Source organism: Streptomyces sp. NPDC004134, from assembly GCF_042874195.1.
GTDB lineage: Bacteria > Actinomycetota > Actinomycetes > Streptomycetales > Streptomycetaceae > Streptomyces.
This window is the reverse complement of record NZ_JBIAMS010000015.1, coordinates 130,938-153,544: the sequence shown is the minus strand read 5'-3', so window position 1 is coordinate 153,544 and position 22,607 is coordinate 130,938. Positions and strand designations below refer to the sequence as shown.

Here is a 22,607-nt window from a genome sequence, read left to right as displayed (position 1 = left end):
CCGCTCGCCGGAGCCCGCCCGCGCCTCCGCCCGCGCTACGGCTCCCGTGGCCCCTGCTCGTCCCGCTGCTCCGGCTGCTCCGGCTCGTCCCGCTGCTCCGGCTCGTCCCGCCGCGCCGTGGCGACGGCGTAGGGGTGGTGCAGGTCGAAGGCCGGGGACTCGGAGCGGATCGGCGGCAGGGTGGTGAAGTTGTGCCGCGGGGGCGGGCACGACGTGGCCCACTCCAGGGAGCGGCCGAAGCCCCACGGGTCGTCCACGTCGACCTTCTCGCCCTCCTTGGCCGTGTGCCACAGGTTGTACAGGAACGGCAGCGTGGAGGCGCCGAGCAGGAAGGCGCCGATGGTGGAGATCGTGTTGAGCGTGGTGAAGCCGTCGGCGTCGAGGTAGTCCGCGTACCGCCGCGGCATGCCCTCCACGCCCAGCCAGTGGTGCACGAGGAACGTGGCGTGGAAGCCGACGAAGAGGGTCCAGAAGTGGATCTTCCCCAGCCGCTCGTCCAGCATCTTTCCGGTGAACTTCGGCCACCAGAAGTAGAAGCCCGCGAAGGTCGCGAACACCACCGTCCCGAAGACCACGTAGTGGAAGTGGCCGACGACGAAGTACGTGTCCGTCACGTGGAAGTCCAGCGGCGGCGAGGCCAGCAGCACGCCCGTGAGGCCGCCGAAGAGGAAGCTGACCAGGAACCCGATCGACCACAGCATCGGCGTCTCGAACGACAGCGAGCCGTTGACCATGGTGCCGATCCAGTTGAAGAACTTCACCCCCGTCGGCACCGCGATCAGGAACGACGCGAGGGAGAAGAACGGCAGCAGCACCGCCCCGGTGGCGAACATGTGGTGCGCCCAGACCATGATCGACAGACCCGTGATCGCGATGGTGGCGGCGACCAGCATCACGTAGCCGAAGATCGGCTTGCGGGAGAAGACCGGGATGATCTCGCTGATGATGCCGAAGAACGGCAGCGCGATGATGTAGACCTCCGGGTGGCCGAAGAACCAGAACAGGTGCTGCCACAGCACCGCTCCGCCCACGCTCCCGTCGAAGACGACCGAGCCGAACTTCCGGTCCGACTCCAGCACCAGCAGCGCTGCGGCCAGCACCGGGAACGCCATCAGCACGAGGATCGAGGTGAACAGGGTGTTCCAGGTGAAGATCGGCATCCGGAACATCGTCATGCCGGGCGCGCGCATCGTGACGATCGTGGTGAGGAAGTTGACCGCCCCCAGGATCGTGCCGAAGCCCGCCAGCGCCAGCCCCATGATCCACAGGTCCGCGCCCACACCGGGGGAGTGCACCGGGCCGTTCAGCGGCGCGTACGCGAACCAGCCGAAGTCCGCGGGCCCGCTGGGCGTCAGATAGCTGCTCAGCACGATCAGCCCGCCGAAGAGGAACAGCCAGTACGACAGCATGTTCAGCCGCGGGAACGCCACGTCGGGCGCGCCGATCTGCAGCGGCATGATCTCGTTGGCGAACCCGGCGAACGTCGGGGTGGCGAAGAGCAGCAGCATGATCGTGCCGTGGATCGTGAACGACTGGTTGAACTGCTCGTGGCTGAGGATCTGCATCCCCGGCCTGGCCAGCTCCGCCCGCATCACCATCGCGAGCAGGCCGGCGAAGAGGAAGAAGACGAACGAGGTGATCAGGTAGAGATGCCCGATCTTCTTGTGGTCCGTGGTGGTCAGCCAGTCCACGACCACCGAGCCGTGGCGTCGCGCGCGCGGGGGAGCAGGTGCCGGTGCCGGTGCCGCCTCTGTCGTCCCCATCGTCTCTGCACCTTCCGGTCGTAGGTCACGTGAGACGACGTGCGCGTCCACGGCACGACGGTGCCACCGGTGTACGGATCCGGCGCGCTACGCGCGTTCGCCCGGTGTGTCGCGCAGAGACCGTCCGAGGGTTTATGCGGAGCTGACGCCGAGCTCCGCCATCAGGGGGAAATTCGATGAATTCCAGGGGGCCCGGCGGGTAAACGGCAGGTGTGATTAGCGGCGCTGACAGCAATTCCCGATAGCCCGTCAGGAGGTGCCTCTCGGACGCCTGTACGGGCCCTCTCGGGGGCCTCCCGGCGGCCTCCGAGCGCTGTGACAGAAGTGTGACCCGCGGTGAACAGGGCCGGGACATCCCCGTGGTCCGCCGCCCTACCGCGGCCGTGACCAGGGGCATAGCGTGGGCGCCATGGCGACTCCACCGAACCTGCCGACACCGTCCCCGAACCCCGACGACGACCCCGAGAGCTACGTCGGCCTGGCCGCCGCCGACGCCGAGGAGCGGGCCAGGGACCGCGGCTGGACCACGGTCCGCTCGTTGCCCCCGGGGGCCATCATCACCATGGAGTTCATGAGCGGACGGCTCAACTTCACCGTTCAGGACGGCCGGGTCACGCGCTCCTGGGTCGGCTAGGGCCCGCGCCCAGGGTCCCCCGCCCCGGTGCCGGTCAGCCGCCCGCGCGCGCCTGCGGCCGGCCGCCGGGGCGGTCCGACTGCGGCGGGCGGCGGTGTCCCGCCGGGGTGACGGGAGGGCGCTCGTGCCGCGTGGTGTGCGGGCGCGGCGCCAGGTGCGGCCAGGTGTCGGGCCGGGCGGCGGTGCCGGAGCCCGAACTGACCCGGGCCATCTCCCTGGTGCTCTGCGCACCGGCCCCCGTGGGGCGCTGCGAGACGATCGACACCCGCGTGGCCAGCGGCGACAGCGAGGCCGGCGCGGACGGTCCGGTGGCGGGCACGCCGCGCAGCCGGTCGCGCAGGTGCAGCAGCCACGCTTCCGCGCGGGCCACGCCGGGCTCGAACCAGGGCAGGGCAAGCAGCACCAGCAGGCCGGCGACCCAGCCGAGGAGCACGTCGCTGAGCCAGTGCGTACCGAGATAGACGGTCGTGCCGCCGACGCCCAGCGCCACCATCGCGCAGACCACGGAGGCGGTCCTGCGGGCCCGCGGCGTCGTCGCCAGATAGGCCACGACACCCCAGGTCACGACGGCGTTCGCGGTGTGACCCGAAGGGAATATATCGCCGCCGGCCCACATCTCGTTCGAGCCGATCTCGGTGGCGTAGTGCGGGCCGAGCCGGCCCATGCCGATCTTCGCCGCGCCGACCGTGACGTTCAGCAGGAGCAGCGAGCCCGCCAGCATGAACAGCGGGCGCAGGGTGTGCTGCCGCCAGGCGCGCCAGCCGAGCCAGGCCAGCACGGCGACGGCGGTGGGGGCGCGCTGCCCGAGCACCACGAAGTAGTCCAGGAATGCGTGGAACTCCGGCCACTGCTTGTACGGCCGGAAGAGCATCAGTTGCCAGTCGAGGTGCACCAGCCACGACGTGGTCACGACGGCCGCGACGATCCCCGCGTAGACGGCCAGCGACGACCAGAACAGCCACAGCCGGGTCCTGGTCATACGCGGCTGCCACCCGCCGTGTGTGGTCGGACGCTCCGCTCCCTGCGGACGTCTCTCTTCGGTACGCACGGAATCGACGCTACATCGCCGACTGCCGCGGATTGACCAATCGGCCGGATTTGTAATGCCTATGTGATGTGGACTGCGTCGTCAACGGCCCTTACCTCACTGCCATTTCAGGACTCATGTCTTCCGCTTTCTTGGAATATCTGAGTGCGGCCAATCGGTCAATTGTTTTTCGCGCTCCTCCGTTTATCGGAGATTCGCCGTGCCGTTGCGGACCGTTCGCCCGGCGGGCGGTCCGGCCCTGATGTGACGGGCGTCACACATCATGAACAATGCCCTCAACCAGTGACTTCCCGGACCGGGGGCGCGCAATCATGGCACGTCAGCGGACCCGTCCCGGCGCGAGGGGGACCGGACGGGACGGCGGCGGACGGGACGGCGCCCGACCCGGGAAGGGGGCGCGCTCCACCGCGGCCGCGGGCGCCGTCACCTCAACGGGTAGTGCCGCCACCTGCATCCGGAGGACTCGCGTACGCTGTCGACTCGCGCGAGTCCGGGAGGTGCGTAGATGTCAGGGACGGCCACGGCCACGAGCCCGCCGCGGGACGTTCCCGGCGCCCACGGCGGCGGTGCCGGGCGCTGGACCGTGCTGACCGTCCTCTGCTCCAGCCTCCTGCTCGTCGCCCTCGACGCGACCGTCCTGCACGTCGCCGTCCCCGCGCTCACGGAAGACCTCAAGCCCGGCGCCGTCGACCTGCTGTGGATCGTCGACGCCTACCCCCTCGTCGCCGCCTCCCTGCTGATCCTCTTCGGCACCCTCGGCGACCGCGTCGGCCGCCGCCGCGTCCTGCTCCTCGGCTACGCGATCTTCGGCCTGGCGTCCGCGCTCGCCGCCGCGGCGAGCGACCCGCACGTGCTGATCGCCGCCCGCGCCCTCCTCGGCGTCGGCGGCGCCATGATCATGCCGGCCACCCTGTCGATCCTGCGCCAGGTCTTCCCCGACCGCCGCGAGCGCGCCGCGGCCATCGGGCTGTGGAGCGCCACCGCCGCCGTGGGCGCGGCCATCGGGCCGCTGCTCGGCGGCTTCCTGCTGGAGCACTACTGGTGGGGCTCGGTCTTCCTGATCAACATCCCGCTGATGGTGATCGCCGTGCCCGTGGGCCGCTGGCTGCTGCCGGAGTCCACCGCCGACCGGGCGGGCCCCTGGGACGTCCTCGGCGCGCTGATCGCCGCCGTCGGCCTCTTCGGCGTCGTCCTCGCGTTCAAGCAGGCGGGCGCGGGCGACGGGCCGCTGCACCCGGCCGTCGTCGCGCCGCTGCTCCTCGGCGGCGGCCTGCTCGTCCTCTTCGTCCGCCGGCAGCGCCGCCGCGCCCACCCCCTCGTCGACTTCGACGTCATCTCCTGCCGGTCCTTCGGCACCGCCGTCGGCTGCATCGTGCTCGCGCTCCTCGCCCTCGTGGGGCTGCAGCTCGTCGCCGTGCAGTACATGCAGCTCGTCCTCGGCCTCAGCCCGCTGGAGACCGGGCTGCGGCTGATCCCGCTGACCGTCGCCGCCGTGGCCGCGGGCCTCGCCGGCTCCCGGATGGTCGCCGCGCTCGGGCCGCGCGCCATGGTCGCCCTCGGCTTCCTGGTCACCGCCGTCGCCGTCACCGGGCTGATCAGCCTGGGTGAGGAGGACCGGCCGCTGGTGCTGTGCGCGGGCTTCGTGCTGCTCGGATACGGGCTGGAGACGACCATCTTCGGCGCGTACGAGTCGATGCTCAGCGAGACGCCCGCGGAGCAGGCCGGCGGGGTCGCGGCCATCGGCGAGACCTCGTACCAGCTCGGCGCGGGCATCGGCATAGCGCTTCTCGGCAGCGTCATGAACGCCGTCTACCGGCCCGCGCTCGGCACCGTGCCCGGCGTGCCGTCGAGCGCCGGCGACGCGGCGGGCAACTCGCTCGGAGAGGCGTACGAGGCCGCGGCCGAGCTGGGCGGCGCGGCGGGGGCCACGCTGCGGGACGCCGCGCGCGACGCGTTCGTGCAGGGCATGCACGTCACGCTGGCCGTCAGCGCCGGGCTGCTGCTGCTCGGCGCGCTCACGGCGCTGCGGCTGCCGCGCTCGATGGAGTGCGGTGAGCCCGGCGAGGCAGCCGGCGGCCCGGCGAAGGGCACAGGCGAGCAGGCGGGCGCCGGTCCCGTGGCCCCGCTCGGGGTGCGCCGTCAGCGGGGTGCGGCGGACGGCGCGCGGGACGGCGGCGGCCGGGCGCGGAAGCGGGGTGCGGGGCCCGTGCGCGTACGGCGTGTGCAAGACGTCACGCCGCGCGCGGAGAGGCTGGACGCCGCCGAATACGCGCAAGTAGCGTCGGGCCGTGACCCCGAGGGACCGCCGGAGGACGACAGCCATGGGCTCAAGCACTACGCCGCCGTTCAACCCCGCCGATCCGCTGGGAGTTGACGACCTCCTCGGCCCCGAGGACCTCGCCGTCCGCGACACCGTGCGCGGCTGGGCCGCCGACCGTGTGCTGCCGCACATCGCCGACTGGTACGAGCGCGGCGAGCTGCCCGGCATCCGCGAACTGGCCCGCGAGCTGGGCGCGATGGGCGCCCTGGGCATGTCGCTCACGGGCTACGGCTGCGCCGGCGCCTCCGCCGTGCAGTACGGACTGGCCTGCCTGGAGCTGGAGGCCGCCGACTCCGGCATCCGCTCGCTGGTCTCCGTGCAGGGCTCGCTCGCGATGTACGCCATCTGGCGGTTCGGGTCCGAGGAGCAGAAGCAGCGGTGGCTGCCGCGGATGGCCACCGGCGAGGTCATCGGCTGCTTCGGCCTGACCGAGCCGGACCACGGCTCCGACCCGGCCGGGATGCGCACGTACGCGAAGCGCGACGGCACCGACTGGGTGCTGACCGGACGCAAGATGTGGATCACCAACGGCACGGTGGCCGGCGTCGCCGTCGTGTGGGCCCGTACCGACGACGGCATCCGCGGCTTCGCCGTGCCCACCGACACGCCCGGCTTCAGCGCGCCGGAGATCAGGCACAAGTGGTCGCTGCGCGCGTCGGTCACCGCCGAACTGGTCCTCGACGAGGTGCGGCTGCCCGCCGACGCGGTGCTGCCGGCGGCCACCGGGCTGCGCGGCCCGCTGAGCTGCCTGACGCACGCCCGCTACGGGATCGTCTGGGGCGCCATGGGCGCGGCCCGCGCCTCCTTCGACGCGGCGCTCGACTACGCCCGTACCCGCGAGCAGTTCGGCAAGCCCATCGGCGGCTTCCAGCTCACCCAGGCCAAGCTCGCCGACATGGCCGTCGAACTGCACAAGGGCGTGCTGCTCGCGCACCACCTCGGTACGCGGATGGACGCCGGCACGCTGCGCCCGGAGCAGGTCAGCTTCGGCAAGCTCAACAACGTCCGCGAGGCGATCGAGATCTGCCGGACGGCCCGCACGATCCTCGGGGCGAACGGCATCTCGCTGGAGTACCCGGTGATGCGGCACGCCACGAACCTGGAGTCGGTGCTGACGTACGAGGGCACGGTGGAGATGCACCAGCTCGTGCTGGGCAAGGCGCTGACGGGGCTGGACGCGTTCCGGGGCTGAGCCGTACGGCCCAGCCCCGGTCTCGTGGTCGTCTTCTTCTGTCGTCTTCTTCCGTGGACTTCTGCTACGGCCGTCGCGTCAGCTCTGGTTGAAGAACCCGCCCTGCGTGGAGCGGGGCACCTCGCCCGGCACGATCGCGTACTCCGCGGGGGTCAGCAGGAAGACCCGCGTCGCCACCCGCTCGATGGAGCCGCGCAGCCCGAAGGTCAGCCCCGCCGCGAAGTCGACGACGCGCTTGGCGTCGGAGGCGTCCAGCATCGTGAGGTTCACGATGACGGGGACGCCCTCGCGGAAGAGCTCGCCGATTCCGCGCGCGTCCCGGAACCCGTCCGGCGACACGGTGGCGATACGGCGCCCCTGCTCCTGGGCGACCTGGGACGCCACGCGCACGCGCGGGTCCGTCGTCCAGGCGGCGTCTGCCTGGGGGGTGTCCGCGCTGTCGTCTTCGTACCCGTCGTAGTAGCGCTCGTCATCGTTGTCGTCGACGAGGCCGAGCCAGGCACTAGCCCTGCGTACCGATCCCATGACGCCTCCTCTCTCTCCCGCGGCGTGGGCTGTCCCCGGAGTCCGGGGATGTCTGTCCGCTCACCTATGGTCATCCATGATGCGGATGATGTGCCAATCAGATAGAGGGCACGGGCCGGGTTCGTGACAGTACTGGCACAGAAACGGCTGTCGGTTCGTCAGAGTTCCCCCAGCGCAGGGGGTCTGACGGGGTGACAGGAGATTACCGCGGGGCCGGACGGGTGTTTCGGCCTCCGCTCGGGTGGTTCCGGTGCTGTTCGAGTGGTCGGCGGCCCGGTCTGGCCGGTCGGACCGGGCCGCGGGCGCGATTACGCCAACATGTGCCAGTGCCTACTTGTGCACACCTGTCATCGTCTGAATACTCTCAGCAGCGCTTGTCAGGGGCACGACGAAAATAAGGGGCCGCACCCCCACGGCCGGGCGCACCGATGCCGGCCGGGCGAGCCCTTCCGTGTTTTCTCCGCCCCGTGGCTGCGCCTCACGGGCCTGCCCGCCGGCGGGTCCCCGAGCACACTCGGAGGATTGAGTGAGGATCAAGCGCACACCCCCACTGAGCGGCACCAAGAAGCGACTGCGGCTGGTCGCCGCGCTGACCGCCGCCCTGGCCGGCGCCGCACTCGCGGTACCGGCGTCGGGCGCCGCCCAGCAACCCGAGGGCTACAGTGCCGCGACCCTGGCGAGAGCCGACGACGCGGTGCTCGCCGCCGACGTCGGCGGCACCGCCTGGGGCGTCGACAAGAAGACCGGCACCCTCGTCGTCAGCATCGACGAGACGGTGACCAACGCCGAGGTGGCCCGCATCAAGCGGACCGCCGGCGCCGACGCCGGTGCCCTGCGGATCGAGCGCATGAAGGGCAAGCTCCAGCGCTACATCAACGGCGGCCAGGCCATCTACGCCTCCGGCTGGCGCTGCTCGCTCGGCTTCAACGTCCGCAGCGGCAGCACGTACTACTTCGTCACCGCCGGCCACTGCACCGACGGCGCGGGCACCTGGTGGAGCAACTCCGGCCGTACCACCACCATCGGCCCGACCGCCGGGTCGAGCTTCCCGACGAACGACTACGGGCTGGTCAGGTACAGCAACACGGCGCAGACCCACCCCGGCACCGTCGACCTGTACAACGGCACCACCCAGGACATCACCAGTGCCGCCAACGCGACCGTCGGCCAGTCCGTGCGGCGCAGCGGCTCCACCACCGGCGTCCACGGCGGCAGCGTCACGGGGCTGAACCAGACCGTGAACTACGGCGGCGGCGACATCGTCTACGGCATGGTCCGCACCAACGTGTGCGCCGAGCCCGGCGACTCCGGCGGCCCGCTGTTCTCCGGCACGACGGCCCTCGGCCTGACCTCCGGCGGCAGCGGCAACTGCTCGAGCGGCGGCACGACGTTCTTCCAGCCGGTCGTGGAGGCGCTGAACGCCTACGGGGTGAGCGTCTACTGACCCCCCGGCGTCCGCCGAATCCGACGCACGGGGCCTGAGCGCCCCGGCCGCCGCTCCCGCCCGGACCCCCACCGGGCGGGGGCGGTGCGGGTCTGCGGGTCTGCGGGTCTGCGGGTCTGCGGGGCCGATCGGGGGACCGGCCGCGGGGGGTTTCCGCCGCCCGGTTCTGCCCCGGTTTCCCGGGCCCCGCGGCGGTCTCCCGGACCCTCGTCCGCCATGGGCCGGCTCCCAGCGGTATCTCCCTCCCGGCAGCGGGGCTACCTTTGAGGGAGACCGGCTGACTCCCACGCGACGCAGGGGGCCGTGATGATCGAAGGACTGATCGCAGCGGCGGTGACCATCGCCTGTCTCGGGGCCATCTATGCGCTGGCCGGGGCCCGGGTGGTCAAACAGTACGAGCGGGGGTTGGTCTTCCGGCTCGGCCGGCTCAGGCCCGGTGTCCGCGGCCCCGGCTTCGCGATGATCGTCCCGTTCGTGGACCGGATGCGTAAGGTCAACATGCAGATCGTGACCCTGCCCATCCCGGCCCAGGAGGGCATCACCCGCGACAACGTGACGGTCCGTGTCGACGCGGTCGTGTACTTCAAGGTCGTGGCCCCTGCCGACGCGGTCGTGCAGGTCGAGGACTACCGCTTCGCGGTCTCCCAGATGGCGCAGACCTCGCTGCGGTCGATCATCGGCAAGAGCGAGCTGGACGACCTGCTCTCCAACCGCGAGAAGCTCAACCAGGGCCTGGAGCTGATGATCGACAGCCCGGCCGTGGAGTGGGGCGTGACCATCGACCGGGTCGAGATCAAGGACGTGTCGCTGCCCGAGACCATGAAGCGCTCCATGGCCCGGCAGGCGGAGGCGGCGCGCGACCGGCGCGCGCGGGTCATCAACGCCGACGCGGAGTTGCAGGCGTCCCGGAAGCTGGCGCAGGCGGCGGAGCAGATGTCGGAGCACCCCGCGGCGCTGCAGTTGCGGCTGCTGCAGACGGTGGTGTCGGTGGCGGCGGAGAAGAACTCGACGCTGGTGCTGCCGTTCCCGGTGGAGCTGCTGCGGTTCCTGGAGCGGGTGCAGCCGGGGGTGGCGGGGCCGGCGCAGGCACCGGCCGGCAGCCCTGCCCCGCCGCCACCACCGCCGCCCCCGGCGGCGGAGGGTGCGGGGACCTCGCCGGACGCGGGCGAGCACGAGGACGTGCCGGCGCCGGTGGACCCGGTCGACCCGCTGCGCGCGGTCGAGCAGACGGAGCTGGGCGATTCGGTGGCTCCGGCGGACCGGCCGGAGGAGGTGGACCCGGGAGACACCGCGTCGGCGGAGGAACTGGAGCCGCCGCGGCCGGACCGGACGGACCCGGAGCGCTGACGGGCGTGGTCGTACGCCGTACGGACCCGGGGGTGCGGTGCTGCCCGCCGGCCCGGGGTGGCCGGCGGGTGCGTACCGGATCCTCCGCCCTCGCCGCCTTCAGGCGCTGAAGGCGGCGAGGGCGTCCTCCGCGGAGTTGCGCGCCCACACGTACTCGTCCGCCCACGCCGCCGCGTCCGCGTAGCCGGACTCCGCCGCGATCCGGGCGCAGGCAGCCCCGTAGTCGTACGCCGTCCGCCGCAGCGCCGCGCCGCCCGGGCCGAGCAGCGCCCAGTGGGCGCCGGGGCGACCGTACGGCATGCCGACGCTGCCCGGGTTGACCACGAGCCGGCCGTGGGTGAGCCGGGCGAAGGGCATGTGCGTGTGCCCGAGCACCACGGTCTCGACCTCCGGCCCGAGGCCGCCCAGCACCTCCGCCCAGCGCCCGGCCGCCGAGTCCACGAGCACCCGTTCGTCGTCGGCGCGCGGGGTGGCGTGGCAGAAGTACACCTGCCCGAGGCCGCCGACCGGCAGCGTCGCGCTCGCGGGCAGCGCCGCCAGCACCTCGACCTGCTCCGCGCGCAACTGCTCCGCCGCCCACGGCGCGATCGGATCGGGGATGCCGGCGCGGGCGCCGCGGCGGTACCCGACCAGCTCCCGGTCGGCGTTCCCGCCCACCCACACGGCGCGGTCACCGAGCGCGGCCAGGGCGTCGAGGGTGCGGTCGGGGAGCGGTCCCGCGGCGAGGTCGCCGGTCAGCACGACGGCGTCGGCGGCGCGTACGTCGGGTTCGGCGAGCACGGCTTCGAGGGCCGGCAGCACGCCGTGGATGTCGGAGAGTACGGCGACGGTCTCGGGCATGCGACCAGGGTGCCGGGCGGCGCGGCGGCGCGCGGGGGGATTCGCCGAGAGCAGGGCGGCGGCGCGGCAGCGGGGGAGTGGGGCCCGTACGGCGGGTGTCAGCGCTCTGCGCGGCCGTCGCCTCAGCGCGCTGCGCGGCCGTCGCCTCAGCGCTCGACGCGGGCCTCCTGCCAGGCGCGGGCCAGGATCTCGTCCGCCGTCTCCGCCGGGGTCTGGTCCGAGGTGTCCAGCCACAGCCCGAGGCGCGGGGTCTCGTCGCGCAGCACGCCGTCCAGTTCCCGTACGCCCCACGCGGCGCCGTACGCCGTCTTCGCCCGCCCCGCCTCGCGGGCCGCCACCTCCGCCGGGCGCGGCGCCAGGACGACGACGAGCAGCGGGTCCGTACGGAACAGGGCCGCGGTCCGCGGCAGCTCGGCGCCCAGCACCACGTCCTGGGCCACCGCCGTGAACCCCGCCGCCGCGTACGCGTCCGCCGTATGGGCCATCAGCCCGTACCGCAGCCGCAACTGCCGCAGCGCCTCGGGCGACCCCTCCGGCGTCATCTCGGCGCGTCCGCCGACGACCATCCTGCGGAAGACGTCGCCGCGCACGTGTGCCGAGTGCGGCAGCCGTTCGGCGATCGACTGGGCGACGGTGGACTTGCCGGCGGCCTGGATGCCGGTCAGCAGCAGGACCGCCGGGGTGTCGGGGAAAATGGCGGCTCCTCGGAATGCGGCCGGGACGTCCGGCGTTGACGCTCGCGTCAATGTCGCGACTATCCGTACCACAGCAGGGAGATGGCCCATGGCGGCTGCCGCCGGTGAAAAGCCCAAGGTCGACTTCTACTTCGACCCCGCCTGTCCGTTCGCGTGGATCACCTCGCGCTGGATCATCGAAGTGGAACGGCAGCGGGACATCGACCTGCGCTTCCGGGTGATGAGCCTGTCCGTGCTGAACGAGGCCCGCGACCTGCCGGACTGGTACCGGGAGCTGCTGGACAAGGCGTGGGGCCCGGTGCGGGTCTGCATCGCCGCCGCGCAGCAGCACGGCGAGGAGGTCCTGCGCGACCTCTACACCGCGCTCGGCACCCGCATCCACAACGGGGGCGAGAAGGACTACGGGACCGTCGTCAAGGAGGCCCTGGCCGAGGTGGGCCTGCCGGCCGAGCTGGCCGAGGCGGCGGAGAGCGACAAGTACGACGAGGCGCTGCGCAAGAGCCACCACGAGGGCATGGACCCGGTCGGCGAGGACGTCGGCACGCCGACCATCCACATCGACGGCGTGGCCTTCTTCGGGCCCGTGATGACCGCCATCCCGCGGGGCGACGAGGCGGTGCGGATCTTCGACGGTGCGGTGGCGATGGCGACGTTCCCGAACTTCTTCGAGCTGAAGCGGACGCGCACGGGCGACCTGAGCTTCGACTGAGCGGTCCGCCGGCCGAGCGGCCGATCGAGACGAGCCGGTAAGGACCGGGTGCCAGGGGCACCCGGTCCTTACCCGGTTGCCGACGGGCCGGCCCCCGCCGCCGGCCGGCGGCGTCTTGTGCAGAAGCACGCCGCCGCCGTCACGGCCAGCGGCCACAGCAGGTACGGGCCCGAGGCCACCAGCAGCGCCGCGACCGCTACCATCGCCGGCACCGCCGCCTTCCGCCCCCCGCTGCCGCGCGGCAGCAGCCGGAACGCGGCGGCCACCCCCACGGCGTACACCGTGGTGAACGAACCCGTGGTCAGCAGCACCAGCGGCTTCGTGCCCGTGTCCGTCAGCGTCACCGCCGCCAGCGCCGCGAACGCCAGCGCCGAGATCACCGCCAGGCTGCGCCGCGGCACCTCCCCGGCCTCGCTGCCCCGCGCCAGCTTCGCCGGCAGCGCGCCGTCGCGGCCGAGGGCGGCGCCGAGCTTGGCGGCGCCCGCGTAGTAGACGTTCATGACGCCGAGGGTGAGGAGCAGCGCGGCGCCCGCGGCCAGATGGCGGGCGGGGCCGCCGAGGCCGCGGGCCATGAGGTCGCCGAGCGGCGCGTCGGAGTCCGCCGCGGCCGGGCCGAGCACCGCGACGACGGCGAAGGCGACGGACAGGTACAGCACGCCGACCAGCGCGACGGCCGCGCCCGTCGCGCGCGGCAGGTCGCGGGCCGGCCGGCGGAACTCGCCCGCCAGGTGCGTGATCGCCTCCCAGCCCGCGAAGCTCCACACCAGCAGCGCCGCGGCCGGCGCGACGGCGGTCCAGCCGTGCGGCGCGAAGGGCCGCAGATGGTCCGTACGGGCGTGGGGGAGCGACAGCAGCACCGCGGTCAGCAGGAGGACGACGAGCAGCACCGCGAGCGCCAGTTGCAGCCGCCCGGTCACCTTCAGCCCCGCGGCGTTGGCGGCCGTGACCGCCGCCATCAGCCCGGCCGCGGTGGCGGTGGTGGTCGCCGTGCCGCCGCCCACGGCGGCGGAGACGTACGCGCCGCCGAAGAGCGCGGCGGCCGCCGCGCCCGGCGGTATCGCGAGGAAGAAGCACCAGCCGACGACGGTCGCGGCGCGCTCGCCGAAGGCGAGCCTGGCGTACGTCGAGACGCCGCCGGAGTCCGGGTGGCGGGCGCCGAGGGCGGCGAAGGTGGCGGCCAGCGGCACGGAGACCAGGACGAGCGCGGCCCACGCGACGAGGGAGGCGGGGCCCGCGGTGTCGGCGGCGAGCGCGGGCAGGGTGATGACGCCGGTGCCGAGGACGGCGCCGACGTACATCGCGGTGCCCTGCGCGGCGGTGAGGCCGCCGGGTGCGCGGCCCTGCGGGGCGGGTTCCGGGCCGCGCCCCGCCCGGAGTCCCGGGGTACGCCCCGGGCGTACCGGGGCCGCGGCATGCGGCGGCTCGGCGCCGGCCGCCGGGGCGGCGCCGCTGGTGGTGTCGGCCATGACCGGAGCCTCGCCCGCCGGCACCCCGCACGGCCATGGGCAGAAATGCCTCCCTGCGCTAAATTCCTGCCATGACTGCGCCGCCGCCCGACTCCCCGGTGCCCCGCCACGTCGTCGGGGTCGCCGTCACGGACGGCGCCCCCGCCTACGAACTCGCCGTCCCCTGCGAGGTCTTCGGCCTCGACCGCAGCGACCTCGCGGAACCCTGGTACGAGCTGCGCCTGTGCGCCGCCCAGCCGGGGCCGCTGAGCACCGCCCCCGGGCTGCTCCTGCAGAGCCCGTACGGCCTCGCCGACCTGGCGGAGGCCGACACCGTGCTCATCCCCGGGCTGCCCCGCAGCCTCCAGCTCGACCCGCCGCCCGACCTCGTCGCCGCGGTGCGGAAGGCGTACGAGGCGGGCAAGCGGATCGTCGCGCTGTGCGCGGGCGCGTACGTACCGGCGGCGGCCGGCGTGCTGGACGGGCGGCGCGCGACGACGCACTGGATGAACGCCGCCGACTTCATCCACCGCTTCCCCGGCGTCCGCGTCGAACCCGACGCCCTGTACTGCGAGGACGGCCCCGTCTTCACCTCCGCGGGCACCGGCGCCGCCGTCGACCTCTGCCTCCACCTCGTCCGCCGGGACCACGGCGCGGCCGTCGCCAACGAGGTCGCCCGGCGCATGGTCGTACCCCCGCACCGCGAGGGCGGCCAGGCCCAGTACGCCAAGCTGCCGCCGGCCCCGGCCCGCCCGGCGGCGCCCGGCCACGGGCTGGCACCCGTGCTCGACTGGGCCCGCGCCCGGCTCCACGAGCCGCTGACCGTGGCCGCGCTCGCCCGCACCGCCCACCTCGCCGAGCGGACTTTCGCCCGCCGGTTCCGCGACACCCTCGGCGTCACCCCGCTGCAGTGGCTGCTGCAGGAGCGGGTCCGGCTGGCGCAGGAGCTGCTGGAGACCACCGACGTGCCGGTGGAGGCGGTGGCGCGGCGCGCGGGGCTGGGGAGCGCGGCGAACCTGCGGCACCAGTTCGCCCGGCAGACGGGGGTGTCGCCGCGGACGTACCGGCACGTGTTCCGGGACCGGGCACGGTGACGGGGGCGCGGTGACGGGGGCGCCGGGCCCCGGATGGTGCTGACCGGGGTGCCCCGGCCCGCGGCCCGTCAGAGGGCCTCGGTCACCGCCAGGTGCGTACGGCTGTGGCGGGGCGACTCCGCCTCGTCCAGCAGGGCGACCGCGAAGTCCGGGTACGAGATGCGCGCCCCCGCGTCGCCGTGGGGGTGGACGCGGTAGCCGTGTTCCGTGCGGCCGGCCTCGTGGTCGAAGTCGCCCGCGGGGCTGACGTAGAGCCAGTCCAGCTCGGGCGGCGCCGTACGGAGGATGTCCAGGCCCGCCGCGTGCGCCTCGCAGAAGGGGCGGAACTCCGCCGGGAACGCCGGGTCGTCGAGCATCCGGCGGCCCGTCGCGTCCGGCAGCAGCGACGCCAGACCGACCAGGACCAGCCGCGGCACCCCCGCCCGGCCGAGACCGGCGACCAGCGCCTTCGCCGAGCCACGGAAGAAGGCGTCCGGGTCCGTGCCCTCCCCGTACACCGCCGCCGCGGAGATCGCCGCGGTGCAGCCGGCCGCGGTGGCGGCCACCGCCTCCGCGTCCGCCGCGTCGCCGGCCACCAGCCGGATGCCCTCGCCCGCGACCCCCGCGTGCTTCGCCGGGTCCCGCACCACGGCGACCACCTCGTGCCCGCGCCGCCGCGCCTCCGCCACCGCCCGGCGACCGGCCCTGCCGCCCGCCCCGTACACCACGATCCTGCCCATCGGCTGCCTCCCACTGCTCGGCCGTCGTCGTCCGCCGCACGCTAACCGGGCGGGCGGTTTCCTCCGGGATACCGGGAGTGCCGCCTACGCTGGCGGGATGAGCGAGCCGCTGCGCCCCGACATGTTCGACGAGCTGTGCCCGTCGTCGGTAGTGCCGTTCCGCTTCGGCGACAAGTGGGGCGGCCTGCTCCTCGCGTGCCTGGAGGACGGGCCGCGGCGCTACTCGGAACTCCGCGTCCCGCTGCGGCGCGTGACGCCCAAGATGATGACGCGCTCGCTGCGCTCCCTGGAGCGCGACGGGCTGGTGGCGCGGACGGTGTACGAGGGACCGCCGCAGCGGGTGGAGTACGCGCTGACGCCGCTGGGGCGGAGCATGCTGGAGCCGCTGCGGGCGGCGTGCGCGTGGGCGGCGGAGCACTGGGACGAACTGCTGGACGCCAGGGAGGCGTACGAGCGGCGGGCGGGGACCGTGGGTGCCGTGGGTCCGGCGGGGGCTCCGGGGGCTTCGGGGGGCTGAGCTTCGGGGCGGTCCCGTACGCCCCCGGCGTACGCCCTATCCGCCGTGGTCCGGCTCCCGGCCGCCCAGCGGGAAGCGCAGCCACTCCCGCCACCGCCGCCCGTCGTACGCCACCAGGTCCACCGCCCGCACCCGCGCCGCGACCGGCAGCCGGGGCGCGAGGTCCGCCTCGATCGCCGCGTGCACCGCCTCGCCGCCGCCGTTGGCGACCGTCAGGTGCGGGTCGAGGTCGCCGAAGAGGCCGCCGTACGGCGGATGGTCCGGCCACTCCTCGACGACCGCCTTCGTCAGCGCCCGCAGCGGGTCGTCCGGCTCGGGGACGAGGTAGAGCACCCCGGGGAAGCGGGCGCAGCGCGCGAACGTCACCGGGAACGGCTCGTGGGCGGCGAACAGCCGCCGCAGCGCGGCGCGTACAGGCGCGTCGACGCGGTCGCGGTGGCGGAACGGGTAGAGGACGGTGACGTGAGCGGTGCCGCCGTGGGCGGCGGCGGTGTCGTAGCGGGCGCGCCAGCTCCGTACGACGGGATCCACCTCGGGCAGCGACACGCTGAGCGCGGTCGTGCCGGGCGCGGTGGGCCAGCCCTCGGTGTCCGTGTCGGCTGCGGGTTCGGTGCGCGCGCGTGGCATGCAGGGATCGTACGGCGGTGGCTCCCGGGGCGGTTCCGGCGCGGTTCCGGTGCCCGGGCGGCGCGTGGAAAACGTCTGTCCTGCGGCTTCGCGCACGGCGTACCGTACCGATCATGACTACGGACCCCGAGCTGCACCGGCGGCGCGCTTCCTCCTTCGGCGGCCAGGCCGCGGCCTACGCCGAGTTCCGCCCCGACTACCCCGCGGCCGCGGTCCGTTGGGCCCTGGCACCGGTCGCGGACCGCGAAGGGCCGCACGTCCTCGACCTCGCGGCCGGCACCGGCAAGCTGACCGCCGCGCTGGTCGCGGAGGGCGTGCCGACCACGGCCGTCGAGCCGGACGCGGCGATGCGGGCGGAGCTGCGGCGCGCGCTGCCGGACGTGCCGGCGCACGAGGGGACGGCGGAACGGATCCCGCTGCCGGCCGGCTCCGTGGACGCGGTGCTGGTGGGGCAGGCGTTCCACTGGTTCGACCCGGAGCGGGCGCTGCCCGAGATCGCCCGGGTGCTGCGGCCGGGCGGCGTGGTCGCCGGGCTGTGGAACGGGGGCGACCGCGAGGTCGACTGGATCATCGGCCTCGACGAGGTCACGCGCGGCGAGGCGTGCTTCGCCGACCTGGCGGACGAGGTGGAGGTGCCGGCCCACGAGAGGTACGAACCGGTGCAGCGGCAGCGGTTCCCCAACCGGCTGCGGTACACGCGCGATTCGCTGACGGCGATGGTCGCCACCCACTCGCGGCTGCTGCTGCTCCCGGAGGACGAGCGGGCGCAGTTGCTCGCGCGGGTGCGGGGCTACCTGGCGGCGCGCCCCGAGACGCAGCGCACGGAGTTCGAGGTGCCGCTGGTCACGCTGGTCGACCGGGCGGTGCTGCGGGGCTGAGCACGGACGGCGGCGCGCCGCCCGTACCCGTCATACCTGAGAGCTACCCGCCAGGTGGGCTCTCCGGCGGGACGCCGACGAGGCCCGCCGGTTCGTAGCTTTCTCACCGGATCACACCCCGGTGAGAGGACCCGCTATGACACGCCCCCGACCGTCCGAACCGGACGTGCGCGGTGAGGGGTTGAGGCGGTGGGCCGTGAACCGCGGGGCCCGGCCGCGGGGTGCGGGTGACCGCGGCGCGGGGCAGCCGGAGGTCCGGCCGGAGGCCGGGGGCCGCGTGGGCGCGCGGTTCCGCGGTGCCCGTCCGGCAGGCGCCCGGCCGCGGGCCGCGGAGCGCCCCGGCGCCTGGCCCTTCGGCGCCTGGCCCTTCGGCGCCCGGCCCTTCGGCGCCCGGCCCTTCAGCGCCCGGTCTCGCGGAGGCGGTCCTTCCGGTGCCGGGTCCCGCCGCACCGCGGCTCGTACCCGCGGCGCGCGGTTGCGGCGGGGGCTGCTGGCCGCGGCGGTCGCGGCCTCCGTGGCGCTGCCCGTGGCCGCCGCGGCGCGGCCCGCCGCCGTGCCGGCGCCGGTGCCGGACGTCCCGTTCGACGTGGGCGCCGCCACTCCCGCCGCCCTCGCGCAGCGGTACGCCGCCAACCGCGACGGCATCCGCGCCGCCGCGCGGATGGCCGCCGCCCACGGCGACCGGCGGCGCGCCGACGCGCTGCGCGCCATGGCGGCGCCCGGGCGGAGGTTCGTCTCGTTCGACGGCCGCGACGGCGGGCGCAGCGCCGAGGTGTTCGGCGACCTGGCGCACGCCGGGCGGATCGCCGTCCTCGTACCCGGTTCCGATACCGGCCTCGACGCGTACGGGCGCTTCCGCGCCGGCGCCGAGGCGCTGCGCGCCGAACTGCGCGCGGACCCGCCGGGCGACGGGCCGGGCGCCGTCGTCGCCTGGCTCGGCTACGCGACGCCGAGCACGGTCGGCCCCGAGTCGCTGACCGCGGGCCGCGCCGAAGCGGCCGCGCCCCGGCTCCGCGACTTCGTCCGCTCGCTGACCGCCGCCCGCCCGGGCGCCCGGATCTCGCTGCTCTGCCACTCGTACGGCTCGGTGGTCTGCGGCCGGGCCGCCGCGGGGCTGCGGGTCGCGGACATCGTGCTGTACGCCAGCCCGGGGGTCGGCGCGGACACCGCCGCCGACCTGCGCACGCCCGCCACGGTGTGGGCGGGCCGGGGCGCCGGCGACTGGGTGGGCGAGGTGCCGCACGTACGGATCCCGCTGCTCGTCACGACCCTCGGCTTCGGCCGGGACCCGGTCTCGCCGGCCTTCGGCGCGTGCCCCTTCCCCGCGGGCGCGGGCGGCCACAGCGACTACCTGACCCCCGGCTCCGTACCGCTGCGGAGCATGGCCGGGATCGTGCAGGGGGAGGCAGCCTGCGCGCGCCCGGGCCCGGCGGGCCCGCCCGTGACGGGCGAGGCCGCCGGGCCGCGCGCGGCGGTCACCGCGGATCTCCCGTGCCCGTATCCCCACGGCCGCGGCCCGGCCGCCCGGCACCTGCCCGCGACCGCGCGCCCGCGGACGCCGTGCTCGCCCTCCCCGTACGCCCAGGGCCCCTCTCTCCCGGACCTCCGGGCCCACGGCCGCGCCCATGCGTGACGTCCTCCTCCGCATCGACGCCGCCACCCCCGCCACCCGCGACCGCGGGATCGACGCCCTCCGCGCCCTCGCCATCCTCGGCGTCGTGCTCGGGCACTGGCTGGTCACCGCCCTCGTCGTCGACAGCGGCACCGTGCGCGCCGCCAGCCCGCTGCACCACATGCCCGCGCTGGCGCCCGTCTCCTGGGCGCTGCAGACCCTGGCCGTCTTCTTCTTCGTCGGCGGCTACGTCGCCGCCCGCGGCCACGCCTCCGCCCGCGCCGCCCGCACCCCCTACGCCCGCTGGCTCCGCGCCCGGCTCGCACGGCTCTTCCGGCCCGTCGCCGCCGTGCTCGCGGTGTGGGCGGTGGTCCTCGGCGTGCTGCTGGCGTCGGGCGCCGGATACGTGACCGTACGGGCCCTCGGCAAGCTGGCGCTGTCGCCGCTGTGGTTCCTGCTGGTGTTCGCCGCACTGACCGCCGCGACCCCGGCGGCCGCCCGGCTGCACCCGCTGTGGCCGCTGGCCGTGGTCGGGTGCGTGGACCTGTGGCGGCTGGGGTCCGGCGGGCCCGCCGCGCTGGGGTGGGTGAACGTCGCCGCGGGGTGGCTCGTCCCGTACGCCCTGGGCGCGCGCGGCGCCCGCCGCGGGCTGCCCGGACGGCGGACGGCGTGGGTCCTGCTCGGCGGCGGCGCGGCGGCGACGGCGGGCCTGGTGCTGGCCGCCGGCTACCCCGCCGCCATGGTCGGCGTGCCCGGAGCCGCGGTCTCCAACCTCGGTCCGCCGACCCTCGCCGCCGTGACCTTCGGCCTCGCCCAGTGCGGCGCCGCGCTGCTGCTGCTCGGGCCGCTGCGCCGGGCGCTGCGGCGGCCCGCCGCGTGGGCGGCGGTGGCGCTGCTCAATCTGTCGGCGATGACGGTCTTCCTCTGGCACCAGACGGCGATGATGGCGGTCTCGGCTCTCGGCCTGCTCGCGGGCGGGCCGCTGCCGGGGCTGCACACGCCGCCGGACGGGGGCGGCTGGGTGGCGGCCCGGCTGCTGTGGCTGCCGCTGTTCGCGGCGGTGCTGCTGGTGTGCCGGGCCGCTTTCCAACCGTACGAGCGGGGCCGGACCCGCCAGGCGAGGTACCTAGGGTGGGTCAAGTGAAGGAGGGGACGATGGCACAGCGAGTGGCCGCATGGCTGCGCACGGCCCTGCGGGTGTTGCGCGCGGACCTGTGGACGACGGCCGTCAGCCCGCCGCCGACTACGGCAGCGGCTGCCGCCGCCGAGCGCTCACGGGTGCGCGAGTGGCTGCCGGCGCTGTTCGTGCCGGTCGTGCTGGGGCTGGTGGCGCTGCAGATCGCCGCCATCAACCAGTACGCCTTCGGCTACGGCATGGGCATGCGGGTCTCCGCCCTGCTCACCGCGCTGCAGACGGCGGCGTTCCTGATCGCGCTGGTCCGGCCGGTGCTGGCGTGGTGGATCATGACGGCGGCCATGGTGGTGGTCGCGCGGTACGCGCTCGTCTCCTCAGGCTCGGAGTCGGGCGTGATGTTCCCGTGGACCGGCACCGGGCTCGTGCTCCAGGCCACGGTGCTGTTCGCGGTGGCGCTGCGGTGCCGGCCGCGGGTCGCGGTGGAGACGCTGGTGATCAGCGTGCTGGTGGGCCTCTGCTACGGCTTCCTCGGCGACACGGAGGGCGTGCCGTTCGCCGTCCTGGTCCTCACGCTCCCCGTCGGAGTCGGCGTCGCGCTGCGCGGGCGGCGGGTGGCCCGTACCGAACTGGCGGCGCAGGAGGAGCTGACCGCGGAGGAACGGGCCCGGCGCGTGCTGCTCCAGGAGCGCACCAGGATCGCGCGCGAGCTGCACGACGTGGTCGCGCACCACATGTCGGTGATCTCCATCCAGGCGCAGGTCGCGCCGCACCTGGTGCGGGACCCGCCGGCGGAGCTGAAGGAGAACCTGGCGGGGATCCGCGCGAGCGCCGTCGAGGCGCTGACCGAACTGCGCCGGGTGCTCGGCGTGCTCCGCGCCGACGACCAGTCGCCGGACGCGGCCGCCCTGCACCCCCACGACGTACGCCACGCCCCGCAGCCCACGCTCGACCGCCTCGGCGAACTCGCCGCCGCCGTACGCCGCGCGGGGGTCGACGCCGGGACCCGGACCACCGGAGAGCCGTACGCGCTGCCGCCGGGCATCGAGCTGTCCGCGTACCGCATCGTGCAGGAGGCGCTCAGCAACGTGGCCCGGCACGCGCCCGGGGCCCGCGCCCTGGCCGAGATCGGCTACCACCCGGCGGGGCTCACGGTCCGCGTCACCAACACCGCGCCCGAGCGCGCCGCGCCGCCCTGGGCGGGGGCGGGGCACGGGCTGCTCGGGATGCGGGAGCGCGCCGCGATGCTCGGCGGCGAACTGGCCGCCGGCACCACCCCCGACGGCGGCTACGAGGTCACCGCGATACTGCCGGTGGCCCGTGCCGCGCCCGCCACCCCTGCCGTATCCGCCACACCCGAGGACGCCCCGTGACGAACATCCGCGTGCTGATCGCCGACGACCAGGTCATGGTGCGCCAGGGCTTCACCGTGCTGCTCGACGCCGAGCCCGGCATCGAGGTCGTCGGCCAGGCGGTGGACGGCGCCGACGCGGTCGCGAAGACGGCCGAACTGCGCCCGGACGTCGTGCTGATGGACATCCGGATGCCCGGCCTCGGCGGCATCGAGGCCACCCGCCGCCTCACCGAGCCGCCGTCCGCGGCCGTCCGGGTGCTGATCCTGACGACCTTCGACCTCGACGAGTACGTGTACGAGGCGCTGCGCGCGGGCGCGTCCGGCTTCCTCCTGAAGGACGCCTCGGCCGCGGAACTGGCCCACGCGGTACGGGTCGTCGCCACCGGCGACGCCCTGCTCGCCCCCGCGGTGACCCGCCGCCTCATCACCGAGTTCGCCCGCCTGACCCGTACCCCGCGCACCCCGCTGAAGGACCGCGTCGGCGGCCTGACGGAACGCGAGACGGAGGTCCTGGGCCTGATCGCGCAGGGCCTGTCGAACGCGGAGATCGCCGAGCGGCTGGTGGTGGCGGAGCAGACGGTGAAGACCCACGTGGGCCGCATCCTGACCAAACTGTCCCTGCGCGACCGCACCCAGGCAGCGGTCTTCGCCTACGAAACGGGCCTCATCCGCCCCACGGGCCACTAGCCGCTTCCCGCGGATCACTACCGGG

General features: G+C 74.7%; 20 protein-coding genes and 1 pseudogene. 13 read left to right on the top strand and 8 right to left on the bottom strand.

The window, feature by feature from the left end; translation table 11 throughout:
* Window positions 1–35: 35 nt before the first annotated feature.
* Window positions 36–1,763 (bottom strand): cytochrome c oxidase subunit I, encoded by a 1,728-nt coding sequence (ctaD, locus tag ACFYVJ_RS20220; RefSeq protein WP_388893233.1) that lies wholly within the window; start codon window positions 1,761–1,763, stop codon window positions 36–38.
* A 409-nt stretch (window positions 1,764–2,172) separates the two neighbouring features.
* Here ctaD and ACFYVJ_RS20215 point away from each other — a divergent pair, with 409 nt between their 5' ends.
* A complete protein-coding gene (locus tag ACFYVJ_RS20215; protein WP_388893231.1) occupies window positions 2,173–2,397 on the top strand; it encodes an I78 family peptidase inhibitor in 225 nt (74 codons plus the stop codon).
* 34 nt (window positions 2,398–2,431) lie between these two features.
* On the opposite strand, the gene ACFYVJ_RS20210 is transcribed toward ACFYVJ_RS20215, so the two are convergent.
* A complete protein-coding gene (locus tag ACFYVJ_RS20210) occupies window positions 2,432–3,376 on the bottom strand; it encodes a phosphatase PAP2 family protein (protein WP_388893229.1) in 945 nt (314 codons plus the stop codon).
* 574 nt (window positions 3,377–3,950) lie between these two features.
* On the opposite strand from ACFYVJ_RS20210, the gene ACFYVJ_RS20205 reads away from it, so the two are divergent.
* Together ACFYVJ_RS20205 and ACFYVJ_RS20200 are read left to right on the top strand one after the other, a co-directional pair.
* A complete protein-coding gene (locus ACFYVJ_RS20205; RefSeq protein ID WP_388893227.1) occupies window positions 3,951–5,819 on the top strand; it encodes an MFS transporter in 1,869 nt (622 codons plus the stop codon).
* A complete protein-coding gene (locus ACFYVJ_RS20200) occupies window positions 5,767–6,957 on the top strand; it encodes an acyl-CoA dehydrogenase family protein (protein ID WP_388893225.1) in 1,191 nt (396 codons plus the stop codon). Before ACFYVJ_RS20205 ends, ACFYVJ_RS20200 begins: the two co-directional genes overlap by 53 nt.
* A gap of 78 nt (window positions 6,958–7,035) precedes the next feature.
* Here the strand turns inward: ACFYVJ_RS20200 and ACFYVJ_RS20195 are convergent, their stop codons facing one another.
* A complete protein-coding gene (locus ACFYVJ_RS20195) occupies window positions 7,036–7,482 on the bottom strand; it encodes a cell division protein SepF (protein ID WP_388893223.1) in 447 nt (148 codons plus the stop codon).
* Window positions 7,483–8,008: 526 nt separating this feature from the next.
* Between ACFYVJ_RS20195 and ACFYVJ_RS20190 the strand changes: the two genes are divergently transcribed.
* Together ACFYVJ_RS20190 and ACFYVJ_RS20185 are read left to right on the top strand one after the other, a co-directional pair.
* Window positions 8,009–8,926 (top strand): S1 family peptidase, encoded by a 918-nt coding sequence (locus ACFYVJ_RS20190; RefSeq protein ID WP_388893221.1) that lies wholly within the window; start codon window positions 8,009–8,011, stop codon window positions 8,924–8,926.
* A gap of 306 nt (window positions 8,927–9,232) precedes the next feature.
* Entirely contained in the window at window positions 9,233–10,273 is a 1,041-nt protein-coding gene (locus ACFYVJ_RS20185; protein WP_388893219.1) for a slipin family protein, read from the top strand.
* 99 nt (window positions 10,274–10,372) lie between these two features.
* Here the strand turns inward: ACFYVJ_RS20185 and ACFYVJ_RS20180 are convergent, their stop codons facing one another.
* Window positions 10,373–11,113: a metallophosphoesterase family protein gene (locus ACFYVJ_RS20180; RefSeq protein ID WP_388893217.1), complete on the bottom strand. Its 741-nt coding sequence runs from the start codon at window positions 11,111–11,113 to the stop codon at window positions 10,373–10,375.
* Window positions 11,114–11,259: 146 nt separating this feature from the next.
* A complete protein-coding gene (locus ACFYVJ_RS20175) occupies window positions 11,260–11,808 on the bottom strand; it encodes an AAA family ATPase (RefSeq protein WP_388893311.1) in 549 nt (182 codons plus the stop codon).
* A gap of 88 nt (window positions 11,809–11,896) precedes the next feature.
* On the opposite strand from ACFYVJ_RS20175, the gene ACFYVJ_RS20170 reads away from it, so the two are divergent.
* On the top strand, window positions 11,897–12,517 hold the full coding sequence (locus ACFYVJ_RS20170) for a DsbA family protein (RefSeq protein ID WP_388893215.1): 621 nt from the start codon (window positions 11,897–11,899) through the stop codon (window positions 12,515–12,517).
* A 68-nt stretch (window positions 12,518–12,585) separates the two neighbouring features.
* Here the strand turns inward: ACFYVJ_RS20170 and ACFYVJ_RS20165 are convergent, their stop codons facing one another.
* Complete coding sequence (locus tag ACFYVJ_RS20165) at window positions 12,586–13,983, bottom strand: APC family permease (protein ID WP_388893213.1); 1,398 nt, start codon at window positions 13,981–13,983, stop codon at window positions 12,586–12,588.
* Window positions 13,984–14,054: 71 nt separating this feature from the next.
* On the opposite strand from ACFYVJ_RS20165, the gene ACFYVJ_RS20160 reads away from it, so the two are divergent.
* Window positions 14,055–15,056, top strand: coding sequence for a GlxA family transcriptional regulator (locus ACFYVJ_RS20160; protein ID WP_388893211.1), 1,002 nt, complete (start codon window positions 14,055–14,057; stop codon window positions 15,054–15,056).
* Between the two features lie 68 nt (window positions 15,057–15,124).
* Here the strand turns inward: ACFYVJ_RS20160 and ACFYVJ_RS20155 are convergent, their stop codons facing one another.
* A complete protein-coding gene (locus ACFYVJ_RS20155) occupies window positions 15,125–15,775 on the bottom strand; it encodes an NAD(P)-dependent oxidoreductase (protein ID WP_388893209.1) in 651 nt (216 codons plus the stop codon).
* A 97-nt stretch (window positions 15,776–15,872) separates the two neighbouring features.
* Between ACFYVJ_RS20155 and ACFYVJ_RS20150 the strand changes: the two genes are divergently transcribed.
* On the top strand, window positions 15,873–16,292 hold the full coding sequence (locus tag ACFYVJ_RS20150; protein ID WP_388893207.1) for a winged helix-turn-helix transcriptional regulator: 420 nt from the start codon (window positions 15,873–15,875) through the stop codon (window positions 16,290–16,292).
* A 36-nt stretch (window positions 16,293–16,328) separates the two neighbouring features.
* Here ACFYVJ_RS20150 and ACFYVJ_RS20145 read toward each other — a convergent pair whose 3' ends face one another.
* Entirely contained in the window at window positions 16,329–16,919 is a 591-nt protein-coding gene (locus tag ACFYVJ_RS20145; protein WP_388893205.1) for a 2'-5' RNA ligase family protein, read from the bottom strand.
* 113 nt (window positions 16,920–17,032) lie between these two features.
* Between ACFYVJ_RS20145 and ACFYVJ_RS20140 the strand changes: the two genes are divergently transcribed.
* The 5 genes and pseudogenes from ACFYVJ_RS20140 (at window position 17,033) to ACFYVJ_RS20120 (ending at window position 22,582) form a co-directional block, all read left to right on the top strand.
* Window positions 17,033–17,797, top strand: coding sequence for a class I SAM-dependent methyltransferase (locus ACFYVJ_RS20140; RefSeq protein ID WP_388893203.1), 765 nt, complete (start codon window positions 17,033–17,035; stop codon window positions 17,795–17,797).
* A 487-nt stretch (window positions 17,798–18,284) separates the two neighbouring features.
* Window positions 18,285–19,205: pseudogene (locus tag ACFYVJ_RS20135) on the top strand (alpha/beta hydrolase); the annotation flags it as partial.
* Window positions 19,206–19,422: 217 nt separating this feature from the next.
* Window positions 19,423–20,553 carry an acyltransferase gene (locus tag ACFYVJ_RS20130; protein WP_388893201.1) on the top strand — a complete coding sequence of 377 codons (1,131 nt, stop codon included), beginning with the start codon at window positions 19,423–19,425 and terminating at the stop codon, window positions 20,551–20,553.
* Window positions 20,554–20,564: 11 nt separating this feature from the next.
* Window positions 20,565–21,914, top strand: a complete 1,350-nt coding sequence (locus ACFYVJ_RS20125) for a sensor histidine kinase (protein WP_388893199.1) — start codon at window positions 20,565–20,567, stop codon at window positions 21,912–21,914.
* Window positions 21,911–22,582: a response regulator gene (locus tag ACFYVJ_RS20120; RefSeq protein ID WP_388893197.1), complete on the top strand. Its 672-nt coding sequence runs from the start codon at window positions 21,911–21,913 to the stop codon at window positions 22,580–22,582. Before ACFYVJ_RS20125 ends, ACFYVJ_RS20120 begins: the two co-directional genes overlap by 4 nt.
* The last annotated feature ends 25 nt before the right edge of the window (window positions 22,583–22,607 follow it).

Bases quoted from the DNA above. Each gene is read 5' to 3' on its own strand.
- ACFYVJ_RS20200 (WP_388893225.1), top strand. From the start codon at position 5,767: ATGGGCTCAAGCACTACGCCGCCGTTCAACCCCGCCGATCCGCTGGGA.
- ACFYVJ_RS20210 (WP_388893229.1), bottom strand. From the start codon at position 3,376: ATGACCAGGACCCGGCTGTGGCTGTTCTGGTCGTCGCTGGCCGTCTAC.
- ACFYVJ_RS20145 (WP_388893205.1), bottom strand. From the start codon at position 16,919: ATGCCACGCGCGCGCACCGAACCCGCAGCCGACACGGACACCGAGGGC.
- ACFYVJ_RS20180 (WP_388893217.1), bottom strand. From the start codon at position 11,113: ATGCCCGAGACCGTCGCCGTACTCTCCGACATCCACGGCGTGCTGCCG.
- ctaD (WP_388893233.1), bottom strand. From the start codon at position 1,763: ATGGGGACGACAGAGGCGGCACCGGCACCGGCACCTGCTCCCCCGCGC.
- ACFYVJ_RS20185 (WP_388893219.1), top strand. From the start codon at position 9,233: ATGATCGAAGGACTGATCGCAGCGGCGGTGACCATCGCCTGTCTCGGG.
- ACFYVJ_RS20170 (WP_388893215.1), top strand. From the start codon at position 11,897: ATGGCGGCTGCCGCCGGTGAAAAGCCCAAGGTCGACTTCTACTTCGAC.
- ACFYVJ_RS20130 (WP_388893201.1), top strand. From the start codon at position 19,423: ATGCGTGACGTCCTCCTCCGCATCGACGCCGCCACCCCCGCCACCCGC.
- ACFYVJ_RS20195 (WP_388893223.1), bottom strand. From the start codon at position 7,482: ATGGGATCGGTACGCAGGGCTAGTGCCTGGCTCGGCCTCGTCGACGAC.
- ACFYVJ_RS20150 (WP_388893207.1), top strand. From the start codon at position 15,873: ATGAGCGAGCCGCTGCGCCCCGACATGTTCGACGAGCTGTGCCCGTCG.
- ACFYVJ_RS20165 (WP_388893213.1), bottom strand. From the start codon at position 13,983: ATGGCCGACACCACCAGCGGCGCCGCCCCGGCGGCCGGCGCCGAGCCG.
- ACFYVJ_RS20215 (WP_388893231.1), top strand. From the start codon at position 2,173: ATGGCGACTCCACCGAACCTGCCGACACCGTCCCCGAACCCCGACGAC.
- ACFYVJ_RS20160 (WP_388893211.1), top strand. From the start codon at position 14,055: ATGACTGCGCCGCCGCCCGACTCCCCGGTGCCCCGCCACGTCGTCGGG.
- ACFYVJ_RS20155 (WP_388893209.1), bottom strand. From the start codon at position 15,775: ATGGGCAGGATCGTGGTGTACGGGGCGGGCGGCAGGGCCGGTCGCCGG.
- ACFYVJ_RS20205 (WP_388893227.1), top strand. From the start codon at position 3,951: ATGTCAGGGACGGCCACGGCCACGAGCCCGCCGCGGGACGTTCCCGGC.
- ACFYVJ_RS20125 (WP_388893199.1), top strand. From the start codon at position 20,565: ATGGCACAGCGAGTGGCCGCATGGCTGCGCACGGCCCTGCGGGTGTTG.
- ACFYVJ_RS20140 (WP_388893203.1), top strand. From the start codon at position 17,033: ATGACTACGGACCCCGAGCTGCACCGGCGGCGCGCTTCCTCCTTCGGC.